At 43.1% G+C, this 17614-nt stretch carries 21 protein-coding genes; 9 read left to right on the plus strand and 12 right to left on the minus strand.

What is annotated here, in order from left to right:
* Together AACU33_RS29155 and AACU33_RS29160 are read right to left on the minus strand one after the other, a co-directional pair.
* On the minus strand, window positions 1-273 hold the full coding sequence (locus AACU33_RS29155) for a ferredoxin-thioredoxin reductase variable chain (RefSeq protein ID WP_096593501.1): 273 nt from the start codon (window positions 271-273) through the stop codon (window positions 1-3).
* 547 nt (window positions 274-820) lie between these two features.
* Window positions 821-2737, minus strand: a complete 1917-nt coding sequence (locus tag AACU33_RS29160; protein WP_096593504.1) for a 4-Cys prefix domain-containing protein — start codon at window positions 2735-2737, stop codon at window positions 821-823.
* A gap of 209 nt (window positions 2738-2946) precedes the next feature.
* Here AACU33_RS29160 and AACU33_RS29165 point away from each other — a divergent pair, with 209 nt between their 5' ends.
* Window positions 2947-3381 carry an NfeD family protein gene (locus AACU33_RS29165; RefSeq protein WP_096593507.1) on the plus strand — a complete coding sequence of 145 codons (435 nt, stop codon included), beginning with the start codon at window positions 2947-2949 and terminating at the stop codon, window positions 3379-3381.
* A gap of 85 nt (window positions 3382-3466) precedes the next feature.
* The gene (locus AACU33_RS29170; protein ID WP_096593509.1) at window positions 3467-4444 is read left to right on the plus strand and encodes an SPFH domain-containing protein; all 978 of its coding nucleotides are present in this window, start codon (window positions 3467-3469) and stop codon (window positions 4442-4444) included.
* 123 nt (window positions 4445-4567) lie between these two features.
* Here AACU33_RS29170 and AACU33_RS29175 read toward each other — a convergent pair whose 3' ends face one another.
* On the minus strand, window positions 4568-4972 hold the full coding sequence (locus AACU33_RS29175) for a Fur family transcriptional regulator (protein WP_096593512.1): 405 nt from the start codon (window positions 4970-4972) through the stop codon (window positions 4568-4570).
* Between the two features lie 145 nt (window positions 4973-5117).
* On the opposite strand from AACU33_RS29175, the gene purS reads away from it, so the two are divergent.
* The 3 genes from purS (at window position 5118) to AACU33_RS29190 (ending at window position 6642) form a co-directional block, all read left to right on the plus strand.
* Window positions 5118-5396, plus strand: a complete 279-nt coding sequence (gene purS, locus AACU33_RS29180) for a phosphoribosylformylglycinamidine synthase subunit PurS (protein ID WP_096593514.1) — start codon at window positions 5118-5120, stop codon at window positions 5394-5396.
* A 148-nt stretch (window positions 5397-5544) separates the two neighbouring features.
* On the plus strand, window positions 5545-6222 hold the full coding sequence (gene purQ / locus AACU33_RS29185; protein ID WP_096593517.1) for a phosphoribosylformylglycinamidine synthase subunit PurQ: 678 nt from the start codon (window positions 5545-5547) through the stop codon (window positions 6220-6222).
* 165 nt (window positions 6223-6387) lie between these two features.
* Entirely contained in the window at window positions 6388-6642 is a 255-nt protein-coding gene (locus tag AACU33_RS29190) for a TIGR02450 family Trp-rich protein (protein WP_096593519.1), read from the plus strand.
* Window positions 6643-6853: 211 nt separating this feature from the next.
* Here AACU33_RS29190 and groL read toward each other — a convergent pair whose 3' ends face one another.
* Both groL and groES read right to left on the minus strand, forming a co-directional pair.
* Window positions 6854-8491 (minus strand): chaperonin GroEL, encoded by a 1638-nt coding sequence (gene groL / locus AACU33_RS29195; RefSeq protein WP_096593521.1) that lies wholly within the window; start codon window positions 8489-8491, stop codon window positions 6854-6856.
* Window positions 8492-8592: 101 nt separating this feature from the next.
* Window positions 8593-8904 (minus strand): co-chaperone GroES, encoded by a 312-nt coding sequence (groES, locus tag AACU33_RS29200; RefSeq protein ID WP_096593523.1) that lies wholly within the window; start codon window positions 8902-8904, stop codon window positions 8593-8595.
* Window positions 8905-9276: 372 nt separating this feature from the next.
* Here groES and AACU33_RS29205 point away from each other — a divergent pair, with 372 nt between their 5' ends.
* Both AACU33_RS29205 and AACU33_RS29210 read left to right on the plus strand, forming a co-directional pair.
* Window positions 9277-9693, plus strand: coding sequence for a (2Fe-2S) ferredoxin domain-containing protein (locus tag AACU33_RS29205; RefSeq protein ID WP_339376357.1), 417 nt, complete (start codon window positions 9277-9279; stop codon window positions 9691-9693).
* A gap of 388 nt (window positions 9694-10081) precedes the next feature.
* Window positions 10082-10759 carry a response regulator transcription factor gene (locus AACU33_RS29210; protein ID WP_010997804.1) on the plus strand — a complete coding sequence of 226 codons (678 nt, stop codon included), beginning with the start codon at window positions 10082-10084 and terminating at the stop codon, window positions 10757-10759.
* 654 nt (window positions 10760-11413) lie between these two features.
* On the opposite strand, the gene AACU33_RS29215 is transcribed toward AACU33_RS29210, so the two are convergent.
* From AACU33_RS29215 to AACU33_RS29235, 5 genes are all read right to left on the minus strand, one after another.
* Complete coding sequence (locus AACU33_RS29215; RefSeq protein WP_339376358.1) at window positions 11414-11920, minus strand: chemotaxis protein CheB; 507 nt, start codon at window positions 11918-11920, stop codon at window positions 11414-11416.
* Between the two features lie 37 nt (window positions 11921-11957).
* Entirely contained in the window at window positions 11958-12080 is a 123-nt protein-coding gene (locus AACU33_RS29220; protein ID WP_339376359.1) for a hypothetical protein, read from the minus strand.
* Window positions 12081-12154: 74 nt separating this feature from the next.
* On the minus strand, window positions 12155-12316 hold the full coding sequence (locus AACU33_RS29225; RefSeq protein ID WP_339376360.1) for a chemotaxis protein CheW: 162 nt from the start codon (window positions 12314-12316) through the stop codon (window positions 12155-12157).
* A 48-nt stretch (window positions 12317-12364) separates the two neighbouring features.
* Window positions 12365-13756, minus strand: coding sequence for an asparagine--tRNA ligase (gene asnS, locus AACU33_RS29230; RefSeq protein ID WP_096593528.1), 1392 nt, complete (start codon window positions 13754-13756; stop codon window positions 12365-12367).
* A gap of 3 nt (window positions 13757-13759) precedes the next feature.
* The gene (locus tag AACU33_RS29235; RefSeq protein ID WP_096593531.1) at window positions 13760-14128 is read right to left on the minus strand and encodes a hypothetical protein; all 369 of its coding nucleotides are present in this window, start codon (window positions 14126-14128) and stop codon (window positions 13760-13762) included.
* 103 nt (window positions 14129-14231) lie between these two features.
* On the opposite strand from AACU33_RS29235, the gene AACU33_RS29240 reads away from it, so the two are divergent.
* A complete protein-coding gene (locus AACU33_RS29240) occupies window positions 14232-14510 on the plus strand; it encodes a DUF6439 family protein (RefSeq protein ID WP_096593533.1) in 279 nt (92 codons plus the stop codon).
* 68 nt (window positions 14511-14578) lie between these two features.
* On the opposite strand, the gene AACU33_RS29245 is transcribed toward AACU33_RS29240, so the two are convergent.
* A complete protein-coding gene (locus AACU33_RS29245; RefSeq protein ID WP_096593536.1) occupies window positions 14579-15040 on the minus strand; it encodes an ATP-binding protein in 462 nt (153 codons plus the stop codon).
* 387 nt (window positions 15041-15427) lie between these two features.
* On the minus strand, window positions 15428-16834 hold the full coding sequence (gene rlmD / locus AACU33_RS29250) for a 23S rRNA (uracil(1939)-C(5))-methyltransferase RlmD (RefSeq protein ID WP_096593539.1): 1407 nt from the start codon (window positions 16832-16834) through the stop codon (window positions 15428-15430).
* Between the two features lie 222 nt (window positions 16835-17056).
* Between rlmD and AACU33_RS29255 the strand changes: the two genes are divergently transcribed.
* Window positions 17057-17542, plus strand: a complete 486-nt coding sequence (locus tag AACU33_RS29255; RefSeq protein WP_096593541.1) for an allophycocyanin subunit alpha-B — start codon at window positions 17057-17059, stop codon at window positions 17540-17542.
* Window positions 17543-17614: the final 72 nt, after the last annotated feature.

A 17614-nucleotide genomic window follows, 5' to 3' on the forward strand; every position in this document is an offset into this window, starting at 1 on the left:
TTAGACGATTTCTAATTCACTTTCACGCAGATGGGCTTTAAATTTTTTACTAAACTGGACTAAGAAAGGCAAATTAGCACTTACAGGTCTACCTTCCCATTGAGTGACAATAGCCACAACCTCGCCTTCCGAGCCTTTCAGGTCAAAAGCCTGACCGCGATGTTCGGGATGATGGTAAACTACTACCGACTCTTTAATACGAACGCGATCGCCAACTTTCATAACAACATTTACACCTAGCTTTTCCTTGTCCACAACTATCTCCACAGCCATCCCTCGCTGAACTTGCTTTTTTTTTGAAAAATAGACTGCTCGCAACAGTCACGCTTTGCATCTCATATTTACAGACTGGCTGTTGAATGCACCCGTAACTGCTATACGAACAAAGCCTGCCCATGCAGGCTTTGTAGCTGATCGATTAACAACATCAAATTTACCTAGTGCTTAAGCAACAGGTCTAATCCTTTGATTTTCAATTGACTTTTTATCCTCCCACAGTTCAACAAACTCTCATAATAAGTTTGCCAAACACAGGAGTTACCTATATGGGTATCTGATGGTTCGGAAAATCCACACCATCATGGACTCCTCAGTGCACTTGTCCACTCCTATGGGTGTCTCAGAGGCGCTTTTTTTGAGGATGAGCGACCTCACGGGCTAGGAAAACCCGCTTTAGCTCTTACGGGGCGCTTTAACGCCAAGTCTAATTCTACAACAAGATAGATATTCTATTTCAGAAGTCAAGGTCAAGGGTCATTTGTCATTTGCCATTTGTCAAGAGTCCAAAGTCCCTAGTTACTTTCTTTCCCCTTGCTTCCTCTTACTCCCTATTCTGCGAACATAGCTGCTGCAATCCTGGGGGAAGTTCGCGACATATTTGCTGGAAGGTTTGCGGCTGAAGTTGCCACCAAACTAATAATCCCAAAGTTGTACCGCCCAAAAGTAATAACAATCCTCCCAGTAGTACTAAAGCTTTACCTCGCTTTGGTTGTTTAACCTCAGTTGGGGTAGCTTCTTCGATTACATCCACATCTAGGATAATTGGCGAACTTTCGGGCACAGAGAAGTCTTCTGTTTTTTCTGCTGCGATGATTTCTGCTTGTGGTTGTGCGTAAGTTAAGGAAACGAAGTATTCGCGTGAAACGTTGCAAAGGGTCATAACCAGCGATATATTATCATGACCATTTTTTTGATTGGCAAATTTAATCCAACGATTTACGCCATCTTCGATATCAAATTGCCTATTTAACACAGCAAGTGCGTAATTCTGCCAAGATTGTTCCACCCAATTATTGTCACTTAACCCATCAGAACACAGCAACAATATGCCATCTTCTTCCAAAATGAACCGCTTGATTTTAATCCGTAGGGAATCGGCATCTCTGGTTCCTAATGCTTGAGTTAATGCCGTTGCATCTGGACGCATCAAAGCTTGACGATAAAGATTTCGCGCATAACGGACTTCCCGCGCTACTACATCATCGTCTACTGTGAGTAGCTGGCAATAATTACGAGTAATCCAGTAAGCACGGCTATCACCGACGCTAGCTAGGTAAACTTCATGAGTAGTTGCTAAACCCTTAGCAGAATTGGCCTGTACTCGTTGTGGCACTTGTAATGCCATTACCAGAGTTGTAGCCATACGTTCTCGACCTTGGCGATTTTCTGCGTCATTCGCAGCACAAATCATGTTATTAACTACCCGTAAGCAAGCCTCTAGTTGTTCTTGCCACAAATCTGGCGTTATTAGTTCAGTTTGTGCTGCTAATTCTGCAAATAAAGCCCGAATCTGCAATTTGACGGACTTGATTGCTAATTGACTAGCTACTTCACCGCCTTGATGTCCGCCAATACCATCGCAAACAATAGATAAGTGTGGGAATAGTGAGTCTTTTAAGTCTTGTAAGTTAGCAGGGAAGCAAGTATCTTCATTGCGGGTCATGACTGTCCCAGTATCGGTTGCACCTGCTATTTCTAGGTTTAATGGCAAATCTGCCGCAGATGCGAGTAATAAGGCATTGAGTTGAGTTGAAATTGTGTCAAACTCAACTTCACTAGTACACATTTGCTTGACTATGTTCTGTAAACTTTGGGCTATCGATGCTTTGGCAGAAGCTACCAAAGGCTGCCAAGATTCTCCCAAATCTTGCAGGCTAGGTAATTCTGTTGTTTGGTGAAGTTCCAACAGCCGCACACACCAACCTTGCACCCGCAGGTTGTTTAACATGAGTAAACTGCTAGCAACACCCTGTTCTAATAAAGGTTGCCAAAGTTGCAGAATTTGCCATAACCAGTAAACCTGTCTTACCGCCGTTGCTTGTTCCCATACATTAGCGATCGCCGGATAGAGATTTCCGTTTTCTGCGATCGGCACGTTTTCCAGCAAGAGAATATCATCGCCATTATCCTCAACAGAGCGAACATAGCCATAAGCTTGAGGCAGATGCAATCGCTCATAATACAACTTGAGGTAAGGAATTACTTCACTGCGCATTTCTTCAGGTATGTCGGGTAATAGCCCTGGTTGTGTATCCAACCAAATTTGATGCGTAATTACCTCATACCTATCTGCCACCGTTGTTCCTGGTGGAATTTTAGCTGCTGATGGGCCAGTTGCCCAGAGATAGCGATGAACTAAGGCAGTTTGACAATTAGCACAAACACGACTCCCCAAGGAATTAATCGGGTTTGTACAGTCTGGATTAATGCAATAAATTATCTGTTGAGTGGAAATCATAAACTCGTGAATTTCAATTAAATATAGCTGTCAAATACTTGAAGGCTAGAATAGACTGGATTCGTGTACCCCTGGCTACAACTTGTTACTGAAATTAATCAAAATTGATGGTTAAACTACCATATTTTGCTTTCCGTAAACAGCTAGCCTCTGGGTGGATCTAGTTAGGAGAAATAGATTTACATAAATGTAGTGTCTAGGATGGCGCTATGCCAAGTTATACCTTAATCTGGCTCTTGGCAGGAGCAGTTTTATGTTTAATGGAACTGTTCTTGCCGTCTGCTTTTGTTGCTTTCATGATGGGAATTAGCGCTTTTATAGTGGCGCTACTGTCTCAATTTGTGCTGCGGAGTTTATGGCTGCAAGTTTTAGCCTGGCTGTTGTTTTCCACATTACTAGTTGTGGGTTCTCGGAGGTTTTTCCAACCGCGACGACGCAAGTCGAAAATTCAAGATGCAATTACAGGTGAAACCTTAACAGAAATTCCGGCTGGAAAATCAGGACGGGTGCTATACGAAGGAAATTCTTGGCTAGCAAGATGTGATGATGACAAACTCAGCGTTGCACCCCATCAAAGAGTGTATATCGTTCGCAGAGAAGGAACCACCTTGATTGTAATGCCAGAAAATCTGTTGCATTCTTAGTAACTAGTCCAAAGTTAATGTTTATTCTTGTTTTACTCAACTTTCAACTCTGCAATTTAAATACTCAATAATTAGGAGAATTACAATGGGACAGTTAATTTTGCTAATAATGTTGACACTTGGAGGTTCTGCTTTAGTAGGTTCAGTTAAAGTTATTAATCAGGGTGATGAGGCCTTGGTAGAAAGATTGAGTAGCTACAATAAAAAACTAGAACCAGGGCTAAATCTAGTTACTCCTTTCCTCGATAAAATTGTCTATAAACAAACTATCCGAGAAAAAGTTTTAGATATTCCGCCACAACAATGCATTACCCGTGACAACGTTTCGATCACAGTTGACGCAGTAGTTTATTGGCGGATTATTGATATGGAGAAAGCTTATTACAAAGTAGAAAATCTACAGTCAGCAATGGTGAATTTGGTGCTAACTCAAATCCGTGCAGAAATGGGACAACTGGAGTTAGATGAAACCTTTACTGCCCGTTCTCAAATTAATGAAATTCTTTTAAGAGATTTGGACATTGCTACCGATCCTTGGGGTGTGAAAGTCACGCGGGTAGAACTGCGAGATATTATTCCTTCAAAAGCGGTGCAGGAATCGATGGAATTACAAATGTCAGCAGAACGTAAAAAACGTGCAGCTATTTTAACCTCAGAAGGCGATCGCGAATCAGCTGTTAATAGTGCTAGAGGTAAAGCTGAAGCCCAAATTCTCGATGCAGAAGCCCGCCAAAAATCCGTAATATTGCAGGCTGAAGCCGAACAAAAAGCAATTGTTCTCAAAGCACAAGCTGAACGTCAGCAGCAAGTTCTCAAAGCACAGGCGATTGCTGAATCAGCAGAAATTATTGCGCAAAAAATCAAATCTAACCCTGACGCACACCAAGCGCTAGAAGTTTTAATGGCCTTGGGTTATCTAGATATGGGCACGACAATTGGTAAAAGCGATAGCAGCAAAGTCATGTTTATTGACCCCCGTAGTATTCCTGCGACTTTAGAGGGTATACGCTCAATTGTCTCAGATGGTCAAGAAATTCCCGGCTTTAATAATAAGCACGTCTAATTGAGATGAGAGGCCAGGAAGCATTGGAAAATAAGGGAGATGAGGGAGTGTGGAGAGTTTTCTTCCCCATCTTCCTCTTCTCCTCCATCTCTTTCCTCAATGCCCCATGCCCACCCACAATGACTATTGACCAATTTCCGCAGGTTGTTCATTCTGGCATTGGTTGCACAAACCAAAAAATTCTAGCGTGTGGTAAAAAATTTTAAACTTATGGCTGGCTTCCAACTTGTCTTCTAGGTCATGTACCGGGCATTGATTAATCGGAATTGAGATGCCACATTGCAAGCAAGTGAGGTGGTGCTTGTCTTGCTGCGCCAGACTATAGAGGGCTTCACCATTGGCTAAAGCCCGCATTTGTACCATTCCTTCCAGTTTTAAGGCTTCCAAGGATCGGTAGACTGTTGCTAACCCCATACTTTGATTTCGATTACGTAATTCTACGTATATATCCTGTGCCGAAATTCCTTGTTTGATAGTTTTCAACAGATTTAAGATCCTCTCCTGACTGCGGGTGCGTATGGCTCTCATAGACAGTTGTTTAAATTTGCCACTGTGATTGAAGCTCTCATGCTGGCTAACTAAATAAATTAACTATAATCGCTTCATAATCTTATTTTTACTCAGTTGGAACAGAAAGTTATAGTATAGCGATCGCAGCATTCAGCGAAAACTCGTGCAAAGGAAGTATCTAGCCAAAATTTTTGTGACACTTCGTCCTTCTGTTTTAGACCCAGCTGGTGTGGCTGTACAATCTGGCCTCAAGCAAATGGGATACGACAACGTTGAACAGGTACGGATTGGTAAATACATTGAATTGACCATCACCTCAACGCAAGAAGCTAAAGCCCGTCAAGACCTAGATCGCATCTGCGACCAAATGCTCTCAAATCCGGTAATTGAAAATTATCGCTTTGAATTGATCGAAGTCGAAACACAGACAGGAGTGTTTTAAAGGTTGGGAGCAGGGGGATGGGGGAACAAGGGAGTGTGGGGAGTGTGGGGAGACAAGAAAGAAATGACCGTTGACTCTTTACCAATGCCCTATTCCCCATACCCTATTCCCTAATGACAAATGACCAATGACCAATGACAACTGACAAATGACAAAATTCGGCGTTGTAGTTTTTCCGGGTTCTAATTGCGATCGCGATGTTGCTTATGTCACTAGAGACGTACTTGGGCAACCAACTCGCATGATTTGGCATCAAGAGACTGATATTGCTGATTTGGATGTGATTGTCATACCTGGTGGCTTTAGCTATGGGGATTATTTACGTTGCGGTGCGATCGCGCGGTTTTCGCCAGTGATGCAACAGGTTGTAGAACACGCTCAAAAAGGTAAGTTTGTCTTAGGTATTTGCAATGGCTTTCAAGTTTTAACGGAAGCTGGACTATTACCAGGAATATTAACCAGAAATCAGGATTTGCATTTTATATGCGATCGCCTTCCTCTCAAAGTTGAGCGTACTAATCTTCCTTGGACGCAGGCTTACACACCTGGTGAAATTATCACTGTACCCGTTGCCCACGGGGAGGGACGATTTTATGCGGATAAAGCTACTCTGGCAGAACTGGAAGATAACGCTCAAGTAGTGTTCCGTTATGCAGGCGAGAATCCCAACGGTTCATTGAACGACATTGCTGGGATTTGTAATCGCCAGGGCAATGTTTTAGGCATGATGCCCCATCCTGAAAGAGCTTCTGACCCCATCTTAGGTGGTAATGATGGTTTGAGACTGTTTCAAGGATTATTAGACAAAGTGGCAGCGATCGCCTAGGTTTACAGAGACGCGTAATTTCGCGTCTCTACAAACATTCTCATGCAATCGCATTGTCAAATATATACCTAGAATAGATATGGATTCATCCTTAACCCTAGCAAACGCGAGTCCTTTAAGGACTGTAAGGGACAAGAAGGATCAAAGACTTTTGACTTTTGACAAATGACAAAAAAACAGAAATTTCCTTATCTTCTAGGTTCTAAATGGACAGCGCAATACAAGGTAGATGGTTGGCGACATTTCCAAGTCGTTAACCGGAAAAATCAAGGTAATTGGGTTTACGCTGAAATGGTTGCAGCTTGCGATCCAAAAGTTCGTTTCTGGCTCAATGCCAAATTATTACAAGATAACTCCCAGTGGCAACCTGGTTGGCAACCATTAACGGAAATAGCACAACTTAAAGACGAAGTTTCCTGATTTTCCCACTGTGACAGCCTAAAATTTATACCAATTCAAAATTCAAAATTAAGAATGTAGACAGGACAAGGGTTAGGGCTGTGTATCTGTCGCATTCTCTTTTTAAATTAGTATAAATTGGTATTACTGTAATTCTGAGATTTTATAACACAAAAAAACAGCCGCCTCCACAAGGGAAGCAGCTGTTTTGACAAATAGGGGCTAGAAAATATTAGTAATCGAAGTCGCCCCCACCCATACCAGCGCCAGCAGCAGGAGCAGCATCTTTAGGCTCAGGCTTGTCAACAACGATACATTCGGTTGTCAACACCATACCAGCAATGGAAGCAGCGTTTTGCAGAGCAGAACGAGTTACTTTGGCAGGGTCAACAATACCAGCGTCAAACAAGTCAACGAATTCGTTGGTTGCAGCATTGTAGCCAACGTTGAATTCTTTTTCTTTCACACGTTCAGCAATGACAGCACCGTTCTGACCTGCGTTTTCAGCAATTCTCTTCAGAGGTGCAGGTAACGCACGAGCAACAATCAACGCACCAGTTAACTCTTCACCAGATAGGTTGCTGCTTGCCCACTCTTCCAATTGAGGAGTTAAGTGAGCCAGAGTTGTACCACCGCCAGGAACAATACCTTCTTCTACAGCAGCTTTGGTCGCGTTGATAGCGTCCTCTAAGCGCAGCTTCTTATCCTTCATTTCGGTTTCGGTTGCTGCACCCACCTTAACAACTGCGACACCACCCGCTAACTTAGCTAGGCGTTCTTGGAGTTTTTCTTTGTCGTAGGAAGATTCGGTTTCTTCAATTTGACGACGGATTTGTTCAATCCGAGCCTTAACAGCAGCTTCGTTACCTTCAGCAACAATTGTGGTGTTGTCTTTGGTAATGTTGATGCGACGGGCTTTACCTAAGCTATCTAACTTGGTGTTATCGAGCTTCAGACCAGCATCTTCGGTGATTAGCTGACCGCCAGTGAGGATGGCGATATCTTCCAGCATAGCTTTGCGGCGATCGCCAAATCCAGGAGCCTTAACAGCGGCTACGTTCAGCACGCCACGCAGGCGGTTAACTACCAGAGTTGCTAAAGCTTCTTTTTCAATATCTTCAGCAATGATTACTAAAGGACGACCAGCACGCGCTACTTGCTCAAGTACGGGTACGAGGTCTTGTACCAAAGCGATTTTCTTATCAGTTAACAGGAGGAAAGGCTCATCGAAGACAGCTTCCATCCGTTCGGCGTCGGTAGCAAAGTAAGGAGAGATGTAACCTTTGTCAAAGCGCATCCCTTCAGTGATTTCCAGTTCGGTGGTCATGGATTTCCCTTCTTCTAGGGAAATTACGCCTTCTTTACCCACCTTGTCCATTGCTTGAGCAATCATCTGACCAACTTCTTCGTCGTTACCGGCAGAGATTGCACCAACTTGCGCAATAGCTTTGGAATCTTCTACGGGACGGGCATGTTCGGCAATTTTATCTACTAAGAAGTTAGTAGCTTTGTCAATACCACGCTTCAATGAAATGGCATTTGCTCCAGCAGCAACGTTACGTAAGCCTTCTTTAACGATCGCGTGTGCCAAAACGGTAGCTGTGGTGGTGCCATCACCCGCAGCATCGTTGGTTTTAGAAGCAGCTTGGCGAATCAAAGACACACCAGTATTTTCGATGTGGTCTTCTAGTTCGATTTCTTTGGCAATGGTGACACCATCATTGACGATTTGCGGTGCGCCAAATTTTTTCTCTAGCACGACGTTACGACCTTTGGGGCCAAGGGTAACTGCCACAGCTTCAGCTAGAATGTCCATGCCTCGCTCAAGGGCGCGACGGGCGTTTTCGTTGTAGATAATGCGCTTTGCCATAAGTGTCTAATTGAGGGAGTAAGTCAAGTTTGTCTTTAAATTTTGGTAATAGATCGCTCTCGTATGCGGCACGATCGCCATGCCACAGGTACCAAGATCCATTAGCTCACAACTGCTAAAATATCTTTTTCAGAAAGCAGGACGTATTCTTCTGTACCGAGCTTGACATCAGTGCCAGCGTACTTGGAGTAGAGCACTTTGTCTCCGACCTTAATTTCTGGTTCTTGACGAGAACCGTCATCATTCCGCTTACCAGGGCCAAGGGCGACTACTTCCCCTACCTGGGGCTTTTCCTTAGCGGTGTCGGGCAAATACAGCCCACCTGCGGTCTTTTCTTCGGAGGCGCTCACTTTCACGAAAACGCGATCGCCTAATGGTTTAACTGTAGAAACGCTTAAAGATATTGCTGCCATATGAATTTCTCCAGAGTTAGCACTCTCAACTCCTGAGTGCTAATTTACCGAAGACCAGCGTACAATGGCAACAATTTTGGGTGTACGGGTTCCCGAACTGGGGATGAGGGGGACGAGGGAGTGTGGGGAGTGTGGGGAGAAATAACTAATGATTATTGCCTTCTTTGCCAATGCCCAATGCCCAATTAACATTAACAAATGACCCTTTTTATCGATTATTCATGCAGCTAGTTCAAGCATATACTTAAGCATAAATACTTATTTATTTTAAACTTTCAGGTTATGTTGTTTAAGTTACGAATATTTTTATATGAACAAATTTATTTGCAAAGCTGGGAAATTGTTATAGAACTGTAATCAGGGAGCAGCTCGATGAGTAACAATACAGTGATCCAGTGCAGCCGTAAAATCCCCAAAACCACTAAATTTCTAGACAATAAACCCGTGCGTAATTGTGTAGAAACATTAGGACTTGCACAGATTCAAAGACAAATTTTTCTTTGTGTCAGTCAGACAGTTGCCAACTGCTGCTCAAAACAAGCTAGTCTGGAATCCTGGGAATACTTAAAAAGGCGATTGCAGAAGCTCAAGCTCGACCAAACGCTAAACAGTAATCCCATCTGCATCTTGAGAACTACAGCTAATTGCTTGCGAGTTTGTTGTTCTAGACAGATAATGGTGGTTTACCCGGATGTTGTCTGGTATCGTCAAGCGAACCCGGAAGTGATTGAGCGGATCGTCCAAGAACACTTGAAGGCAATAAGGTGGTGGAAAAATATGCATTTTTAACCCATCCTTTGCCAGCAACTTCTCTGTTTGCTTATGAACATCTGAATAGAGGCTTAACATCCGGAGGATATCGTATTTAAGTAGTAAGCGCTCTGAAGCGGTGGTTGGTTTTGAGCTAGGGTCATCTTCACCCAATACTGAACCTGTGAATCGGAAGGATTATTATTTAATCAGCATTTTTTCACCCGCCACTTTCAAAGCGATATATAATAACGCATTATAATTACTACTGCTCTACGTATCCTTACTGGACTATTGCCCATAAGCTAGTAGTCTCCCAAACAGTGGATATCACTGACGAGGCTTCCCATAAGCAAAGGCAAGTTAAGTGGGAAAAAAGACAACATCTCAAATAATCCACCATAGAGGATAAATATACAAGACCTTGATGGACCGAAGCGCGACAAGTGCCACTGCTATGAAAGAGCCCAGCATGAAAGATCACAAACGACTTCTACTGATTGATGATGACCCTAACCTCATCTTGCTGGTGAAGGATTACTTAGAATTCCGGGGATATGAAGTCATCACCGCCGAGAACGGACGAGAAGCTCTGGAAATTTTAGAGCATGATGTTCCAGATATGATTATCTGCGACGTGATGATGCCGGAAATGGACGGATACACTTTTGTAGAACAAGTCCGGCAAAATGAACGTACTAGCTGGATTCCCGTTCTATTCCTTTCAGCTAAGGGACAAAGTGCAGACCGAGTTAAGGGTCTGAATAAAGGTGCTGACGTTTATATGGTCAAGCCCTTTGAACCAGAAGAACTCGTAGCGCAAGTAGAATCTTCGCTGAAGCAAACTATCCGTTGGAAAGAACACCAAGCAAAAGGAGGAGAAAATGGTTCCCGTATCCAGGTTCCCTTCGATGTACAGTTAACTCCTACCGAACTGAAAGTAGTACAGTTTGTAGCCAGGGGTTTAGCTAACCGGGAAATTGCTGAAGAATTAAATGTTAGTCAGCGTACCGTTGAAAGCCACGTGTCCAATATGTTGGGCAAAACCAATCTCCACAACCGTACTGAACTAGCGCGGTGGGCGATTGAAAATCAAATGGCTTAAATAGCTATCAGCATTCAGCCGTCAGCTTTAAACTGTTTAATTGGCTGCTGATAGCTGATAGTTTAATTGGTATGCGTGTGTTATGAAGATGAATTGGCGCAAAGTTGCTCAATCCAATTCAGATCGTTCTCGCATCCAAAATTAAAACTCCGAGTTAAATTTCGTAATTTGTAGTTCATAGTTCATAACTAACAGCAGAATCGTTGCTCCCTGATTCTGGTAACTCTGCCATTTTGCGTAATCAGCACGCGCACCCTTCACTTTCTGGGTCAACTTGGTGAGATTGCTCTTGGACTATGACAGGTATTCTATTGCTAACAAGTAGGTGATTGTCTCTCCTGTAAAAAGCTTCTGGATGTTATGCAAGCATATAGTGCTTTCTACTTAAGGCATTAGCATTAGCTTCATACTCTGCTTCTTTGATGATGTTAATTCGCCTTTAGTAGTTAGTCTTTACTTCAGCATCCCGACCTAAGATTAGCATTGAGAGGCATCACCATCATCAGTACCACTCGCTTGCTCATACTTTACCAAGGTACGCATCTCCTCATTATGTTGCGTTATAAAATTCAGCAAGCGAGTGTTTATCTACTAAACAAGCACTATAGGAATTTCAACCGCAAACTCTGTTCCATAGGCAGGTTCAGATTGGACTTAGATAGTACCTTTATGTCTGTCGATAATTTGATAGCTAATCGCTAGTCCTAGTCCTGTACCTTTGTTTACGGGTTTGGTTGTGAAAAAAGGATCGAATATTTGATTTTTTATATGATGATTTGTACCAACAATTAAAATCTTTGATGGCTGTGATGCAGAACCAGCGATCGCAATTTGCACAGACATCGGAGTTTGTTCTTGCAACCAACTAGCAAAACTAGGCGCAAACTGAGCGTCCAAATGCTGAACCACAATCACCGCCGCCAAATCTTGGGGAAATTGCGAGAAAATCTCTGCCAAAGTTTTGGGGAAGCCTGTGGAAGTGCCAATGGCAATTAGAGGTGGTAGTAGTTTGTGCCAAGGTGTGAATTTTGGTGGTAAGCCCGATCGTAATCGTTGACGGGAAGATTTACCAATTAAACTGGCGATCGCGGCAATTTTCTTGAGTAAAATTGCACTACTCTCAGTTGGTGTATTAATCGCATCTAAAGCACCATAGCCCATCGCTGCAAAAACTTTCGTAGCATAGCGATTAATGCTGTCACCATGACAATTGCAAAGGGCGATTGACTATGATGCGTCGCGTCGCTTCGACACCATCCATCATTGGCATCAGCACATCCATCACAATTAAATTGGGAGTATCGACTGCACATTTACGCACAGCTTCCTAACCATAGTAAGCAACCTATGCCAAATTGTACTCTGGTATTTTGCTAAGAATTCGTCGCAACACTTCTACTGCCATGAGTATATCGTTAACGATTGCTCTCGATAGTTAAATACACCAGCAAAATAATCAGGTTTATGAGGAAGGGTTTTGACGTTGACAACCTGTACTACTTCCACTGTCGGTTCGCTTGTTAAGGCATAACGTTCATTTTCGATGTAGAAGCTCACCCAAAATGCCAGCCCTTCCTCACAATCCCTTGCTAATATCTGGCTGGGTTAAAACTCAGCATTTAGTGGGGTGCGTGGGAAGGGTATTACATCCCTAATATTTCCCATCCCCGTCATAAATTGCACAAGTCGTTCAAAACCCAAGCCAAAACCAGCGTGAGGTACAGTACCAAAGCGGCGCAAATCGAGATACCACCACAAATCCTCTGGCTTCATTCCTTGCGCTACTACGCGGCGTTCTAGCACGTCTAAACGTTCTTCCCGTTGAGAACCGCCAATAATTTCACCGATTTTTGGTGCAAGAATATCCATTGCGCGCACAGTCTTTTCATCATCGTTTAACCGCATATAAAAAGCTTTGATTTGCGCTGGATAATCAGTCACGATAACGGGTTTCTTAAACAGTTGCTCTGCCAAATAGCGCTCGTGTTCGGATTGTAAATCTAAGCCCCAACTCACAGGATAATCAAACTTGACATCAGCTTTTTCTAAAAGTGCGATCGCATCTGTATAAGTTAAGCGTTCAAATTGATTATTAATAATATTTTCGGCTGTTGCTAATACAGTGTTATCAATACGCTGATTAAAAAATTCCATATCTTCTGGGCATTTTTCCAACACATATTGAAAAATGTATTTGAGAAACGCCTCAGCTAAATCCATATCACCTTCTAGGTCGCAAAAAGCCATTTCTGGCTCAACCATCCAAAATTCTGCTAGGTGGCGAGAGGTGTTGGAGTTTTCCGCCCGGAAGGTAGGGCCAAAGGTGTAGACATTACTAAACGCCATCGCCATAACTTCCGCTTCTAACTGTCCGCTAACAGTTAAATATGTCGGTTTACCAAAAAAGTCTTGGCTGTAATCTACTGCTTGGTTCTCTGTACGGGGAATATTTTTCAGATCGAAGCTGGTGACGCTAAATAGTTCCCCTGCGCCTTCGCAATCGCTAGCAGTGATGATGGGTGTGTGTACCCACAAAAAGCCTCTTTCTTGGAAAAATTGATGAATTGCGGTAGAACAAGCATTTCTGACGCGGAAAACTGCACCAAAGGAATTTGTCCGCGATCGCAAATGTCCAATGGTGCGCAAAAATTCAAAGGAATGGCGTTTCTTTTGTAGTGGGTATGTTTCGGGATCGGCTTCCCCGTATACTTTCACGGTTTCTGCTTTCAGTTCAATCCGCTGTCCTTTACCTAGGGATGCTACCAAAACTCCACTAACTTCTACCGCTGCACCTGTATTAAAACTTTTTAAAATAGCTTCGTAATCTGGCAAATCCTGATTAATCACGATTTGCAAATTAGCTAGTGATGAGCCGTCATTGACTTCAATAAAAGCAAACCCTTTAGACTCGCGTTTTGTCCGCACCCAGCCTTGAACCAAGAGGGACTCATCAGGTTGACCACTTCGCAATATTTCTGCAATCCGTCGATTTACCATAATTTACCCAGCACAGGACTTTAATATCCAGCCTATGATAACGCCCATTCCCCCAAAGCGGACGGCTTGCCAGAAAGGTTTCTTAAAGCTACGCCAAGAGAATAACTGACTTTCTAAGTTTATTTCTAGTACTTCCAACTGCTGTTGAATGTGCTTTAACTCTGCTTTGATTTCTGGGGTGGGCTTTTTATTTTGCTGTAAGTCTTGACGACGCTGTTGCAATTGCGCTTTTTGTTCGCGATCGCTTTCTACTTGGGTGTAGCGTTCTTTTAAGGATAGAAGCGATCGCTCTAGTTCTTCAAGTTCTTGGGCAAATTCTGGTTCTGGATTTTTATCTGGCGACGAATTAGAAAACTGTTTAGGCGGCTTCATTTTGCAGTAGTAAACTATGATTAAATGTGAGTCTGCCAATAGTCAAATAGCAAAAATTGAGACTATGGAATCACTCAGCACCTAATACTCAGCACTTAGAGTCATGTCTCAAACCCAGCTGCCTAAAACCAGTCAACTGAATGAATTTAGCAATTTGGAACTAGCCCAAGCCCTCATGGAAAGGCTAAGTATTACTCCTAACGATTGGCATCGCCTCAAGTCTAACCGCAATTTCCGCGCTCGTGAACAAGCCGCCGCAGCGCTGGTGTTTCTCCTCAAAGATCAGCCACAAGAAGCTCTCGCAAGATTAGAACAGGCTACTGGTTGGTTAGATCGTTCTATTTCTGCTCCCCCTTGTCCTAGTCATGGTGAGAAAAAGTAAGGAAGATCGCAGGTATTAAGAGGGATCGGGAAAAAATATTCCCTGCTCCCTGCTCCCTTGCCTCTTGTTCATCGCCGCAAAGCTAGCCGAGGGCGATGTTCTAGCTGTTTGCAAAGCCTTAATTCTGTGCCTTTGCGATTCCACTCTACCTGATCGAAAATTTGATGGAGGAGACAAAGACCTCGACCACTTTCTGCTTCATCTGGTGGAAGATAATCTGTTGGATCGGGATCGCAATCAGCGTCGGAGTCAGATGTAGGAGCAAAGCCGCTACCTTGATCTGATATGATCCACCAATATTGATTATCTATTAACGAAAAACGAACTACTACCGTTTTACTAGGATCGAGATTATTGCCATGTTTGGCTGCATTTACTAAAGCTTCTTGAAGCCCTAGGCGCAGCTCGGCTTGTAATTGTGGTGGAATCTCTGCCAACAGTAAATCTAAGATTGGACATAGATAGAGAGTTGAGGCAAAACTAATAGTGCCCCAATAACGTCCAACTGGACGGAGCGAGATGGTAATCACAAGAGAAACCCCGTAGCCTTCAGTTAGCTAGACATCAGTTTGCTATTACAGGCACCCTGATAAATATTGAGGTGGTCATGTTGCCTTCAAACTTGCGTCTTTAAAACTAAATATTGAAAATGCTAGGGAGCATTGACTCTGTTAATGATTTGAGATTGCTTAATATTTAAAACGGCTGGGAGTAAGCTCCAAAGGCAGTCATTAACTCAAAAAATGCTGGGATTTAAAAATAGCATTTTTATGCTATGTCTGGTTGCCGATTTGCCATTTAAACAATCTAATTCATAATTTTTAGAGTCTATGCAACTTTAATTTTTTAAACAAAATCAAACCTATTTTTAGCTTAATTCAATTTTAGCATTTTTAGTATGCACTAGACTACAAATTTCAAATTTGAGTTTTTGTCAAGGTGGCACTCCCCCCGTCTAGGTGTGACAACACAAGAAATGCGGCTGCTTCTACGTGAGCAGTTTGGGGGAAAAAATCGGCTGGTTGTATGCGTTTGAGCGTATAGAGCTTATCTTGGCAAAGCAATTTCAAGTCACGAGCGAGGGTGGCAACTTTACAGCTGACGTAAACAATCTGAGATGGTTTCACTTGCCGTAAAGTTTCCATAACAGAGCGATCGCACCCTTTGCGTGGCGGATCGAGTAATACCACATCTGGTACATTTTCCATCTGTGGCAACAATTTTTCTACTGCCCCAGTTTGGAAAGTAACATTATTAATTCCATTACGTTGAGCATTTAAAATTGCTTGTTTTACTGCCTCTGGTTGTACTTCGAGCCCAGTAGCTTGTCGTACTTTTTTTGCCAAAGGCAACGTTAAAGTTCCTATACCGCAGTAGGCATCAACCAACACCTCATACCCTTGAAGATTCAGTTCTGACTGAATCACTTCTAAAAGTGCCTCCGCTGTTTCAGTATAAACCTGAAAAAACGTATCCGGAAGTACCTGAAATTCCAATCCCGCAAATTTTTCTCGCAAGTATGGCATACCAGCAATACAACGAGTTTCGCTGCCAAAGATTGCATTTGTACGAGCAGGGTTGCGATTTAATGATACTCCGACCAATTGGGGATAGCGTTGTAACCACTCTTGGGCTTGGGTTTCAATTTCTGGTAAATTCCAGTCCTTAACAACTAGAGTCAACAATATTTCTCCTGTGCGGCGTCCGATGCGTAAACCCAGATGACGAATTTGCCCTTGGTGACGCTGTTCGTTATAAATTTGCCAACCCCGCTTTTGAATATCCTGTTTCACCTCTGCAAGTAGAGGATTTAATCTGGAGTCTTGCACTGGGCATTGATTCAAGTTAATTAATTGATGGCTGGCTTTTTGGTAGTAACCAGCTTGTACCTGCCCTGTTGAAGATTTGTGAAGGGGATATGTAGCTTTGTTCCGATAGCCCAAAGGTGAAGTAGGAGCTAGTACGGGGTCTACTGGTGGTTGGATAAAACCGCCAATACGTTCTAAAGCTTGGATAACTTGATTGTGCTTGGCTTGTAGTTGGAATTCATAGTTAATATGCTGCCATTGGCAACCACCACACTTATCAGCCACAATGCAACTTGGCCGTTGGCGATGGGGCGATGGTTGCAATAGTTGCTGAAGTTTGCCGTGAGCGTATTTCGGTTTCACGTGTACCAAGCGAACTTCAACGCGATCGCCTGGTACAGTATCCGGTACAAAAACGACGCGATCGTTATACCGTCCTACACCATCGCCTGTATCGCTCAAATCCGCGATCGCTATTTCAATTAGTTCACCCTGTTGCCAAATTGTATTTGTCATTGGTCATTTGTCATTGGTCATTAGTCATTAGTCCAGAGTCAAGAGTCCAGAGTCAAAGGTTATATATTTCTTCTCCCCTCTGCTCCCTGCTCCCTGCCCCTCTGCTTCTTCATCTCCACTCATCAATCGTTTCATTTCAATACATCCCAACTTTTAGCCCTTCACTTGTGTACCTCAGACTCGTTAAACTAGCAAATAATATTTCGCGTGATTGCAATAATCATGACTGTAATTAGCCAAGTTATTCTCCAAGCCGACGATGAACTGCGTTATCCCAGCAGTGGTGAACTGAAAAGTATCCAAGCTTTTATGCAAACCGGCGCAAAGCGGACACGGATTGCTGCCACCCTAGCTGAGAATGAAAAAAAGATTGTTCAGGAAGCAACCAAACAATTGTGGCAGAAGCGTCCTGACTTCATCTCTCCTGGTGGTAACGCTTACGGCGAACGTCAGCGTTCTCTATGTATTCGTGACTTTGGCTGGTATTTGCGCCTGATTACCTACGGCGTACTTGCTGGCGACAAAGAGCCAATTGAAAAAATTGGTTTGATTGGTGTGCGGGAAATGTACAATTCACTGGGCGTTCCCGTACCTGGAATGGTAGAAGCTATCAATTCCTTGAAAAAAGCCTCCCTTGACTTACTGAGTGGAGAAGACGCTGCTGAAGCAGCACCATACTTTGATTACATTATTCAAGCAATGTCTTGATACAAAGTGGTGTTTTTTTGAGTAGTGGACTTTTTGTTCGCTACAGTGAGTGCTAAATCTCAGCACTCAAAA

The sequence above is a fragment of the Calothrix sp. NIES-2098 genome (assembly GCF_963875125.1).
Taxonomy (GTDB): domain Bacteria; phylum Cyanobacteriota; class Cyanobacteriia; order Cyanobacteriales; family Nostocaceae; genus Aulosira.

Excerpts from the sequence above, each read along its gene's own strand:
- AACU33_RS29155 (WP_096593501.1), bottom strand. The coding sequence starts at position 273 with ATGGCTGTGGAGATAGTTGTGGACAAGGAAAAGCTAGGTGTAAATGTT.
- AACU33_RS29160 (WP_096593504.1), bottom strand. The coding sequence starts at position 2,737 with ATGATTTCCACTCAACAGATAATTTATTGCATTAATCCAGACTGTACA.
- AACU33_RS29165 (WP_096593507.1), top strand. The coding sequence starts at position 2,947 with ATGCCAAGTTATACCTTAATCTGGCTCTTGGCAGGAGCAGTTTTATGT.
- AACU33_RS29170 (WP_096593509.1), top strand. The coding sequence starts at position 3,467 with ATGGGACAGTTAATTTTGCTAATAATGTTGACACTTGGAGGTTCTGCT.
- AACU33_RS29175 (WP_096593512.1), bottom strand. The coding sequence starts at position 4,972 with ATGAGAGCCATACGCACCCGCAGTCAGGAGAGGATCTTAAATCTGTTG.
- purQ (WP_096593517.1), top strand. The coding sequence starts at position 5,545 with ATGACAAAATTCGGCGTTGTAGTTTTTCCGGGTTCTAATTGCGATCGC.
- AACU33_RS29190 (WP_096593519.1), top strand. The coding sequence starts at position 6,388 with ATGACAAAAAAACAGAAATTTCCTTATCTTCTAGGTTCTAAATGGACA.
- groL (WP_096593521.1), bottom strand. The coding sequence starts at position 8,491 with ATGGCAAAGCGCATTATCTACAACGAAAACGCCCGTCGCGCCCTTGAG.
- groES (WP_096593523.1), bottom strand. The coding sequence starts at position 8,904 with ATGGCAGCAATATCTTTAAGCGTTTCTACAGTTAAACCATTAGGCGAT.
- AACU33_RS29205 (WP_339376357.1), top strand. The coding sequence starts at position 9,277 with ATGAGTAACAATACAGTGATCCAGTGCAGCCGTAAAATCCCCAAAACC.
- AACU33_RS29210 (WP_010997804.1), top strand. The coding sequence starts at position 10,082 with ATGGACCGAAGCGCGACAAGTGCCACTGCTATGAAAGAGCCCAGCATG.
- AACU33_RS29215 (WP_339376358.1), bottom strand. The coding sequence starts at position 11,920 with ATGGGCTATGGTGCTTTAGATGCGATTAATACACCAACTGAGAGTAGT.
- asnS (WP_096593528.1), bottom strand. The coding sequence starts at position 13,756 with ATGGTAAATCGACGGATTGCAGAAATATTGCGAAGTGGTCAACCTGAT.
- AACU33_RS29235 (WP_096593531.1), bottom strand. The coding sequence starts at position 14,128 with ATGAAGCCGCCTAAACAGTTTTCTAATTCGTCGCCAGATAAAAATCCA.
- AACU33_RS29240 (WP_096593533.1), top strand. The coding sequence starts at position 14,232 with ATGTCTCAAACCCAGCTGCCTAAAACCAGTCAACTGAATGAATTTAGC.
- rlmD (WP_096593539.1), bottom strand. The coding sequence starts at position 16,834 with ATGACAAATACAATTTGGCAACAGGGTGAACTAATTGAAATAGCGATC.
- AACU33_RS29255 (WP_096593541.1), top strand. The coding sequence starts at position 17,057 with ATGACTGTAATTAGCCAAGTTATTCTCCAAGCCGACGATGAACTGCGT.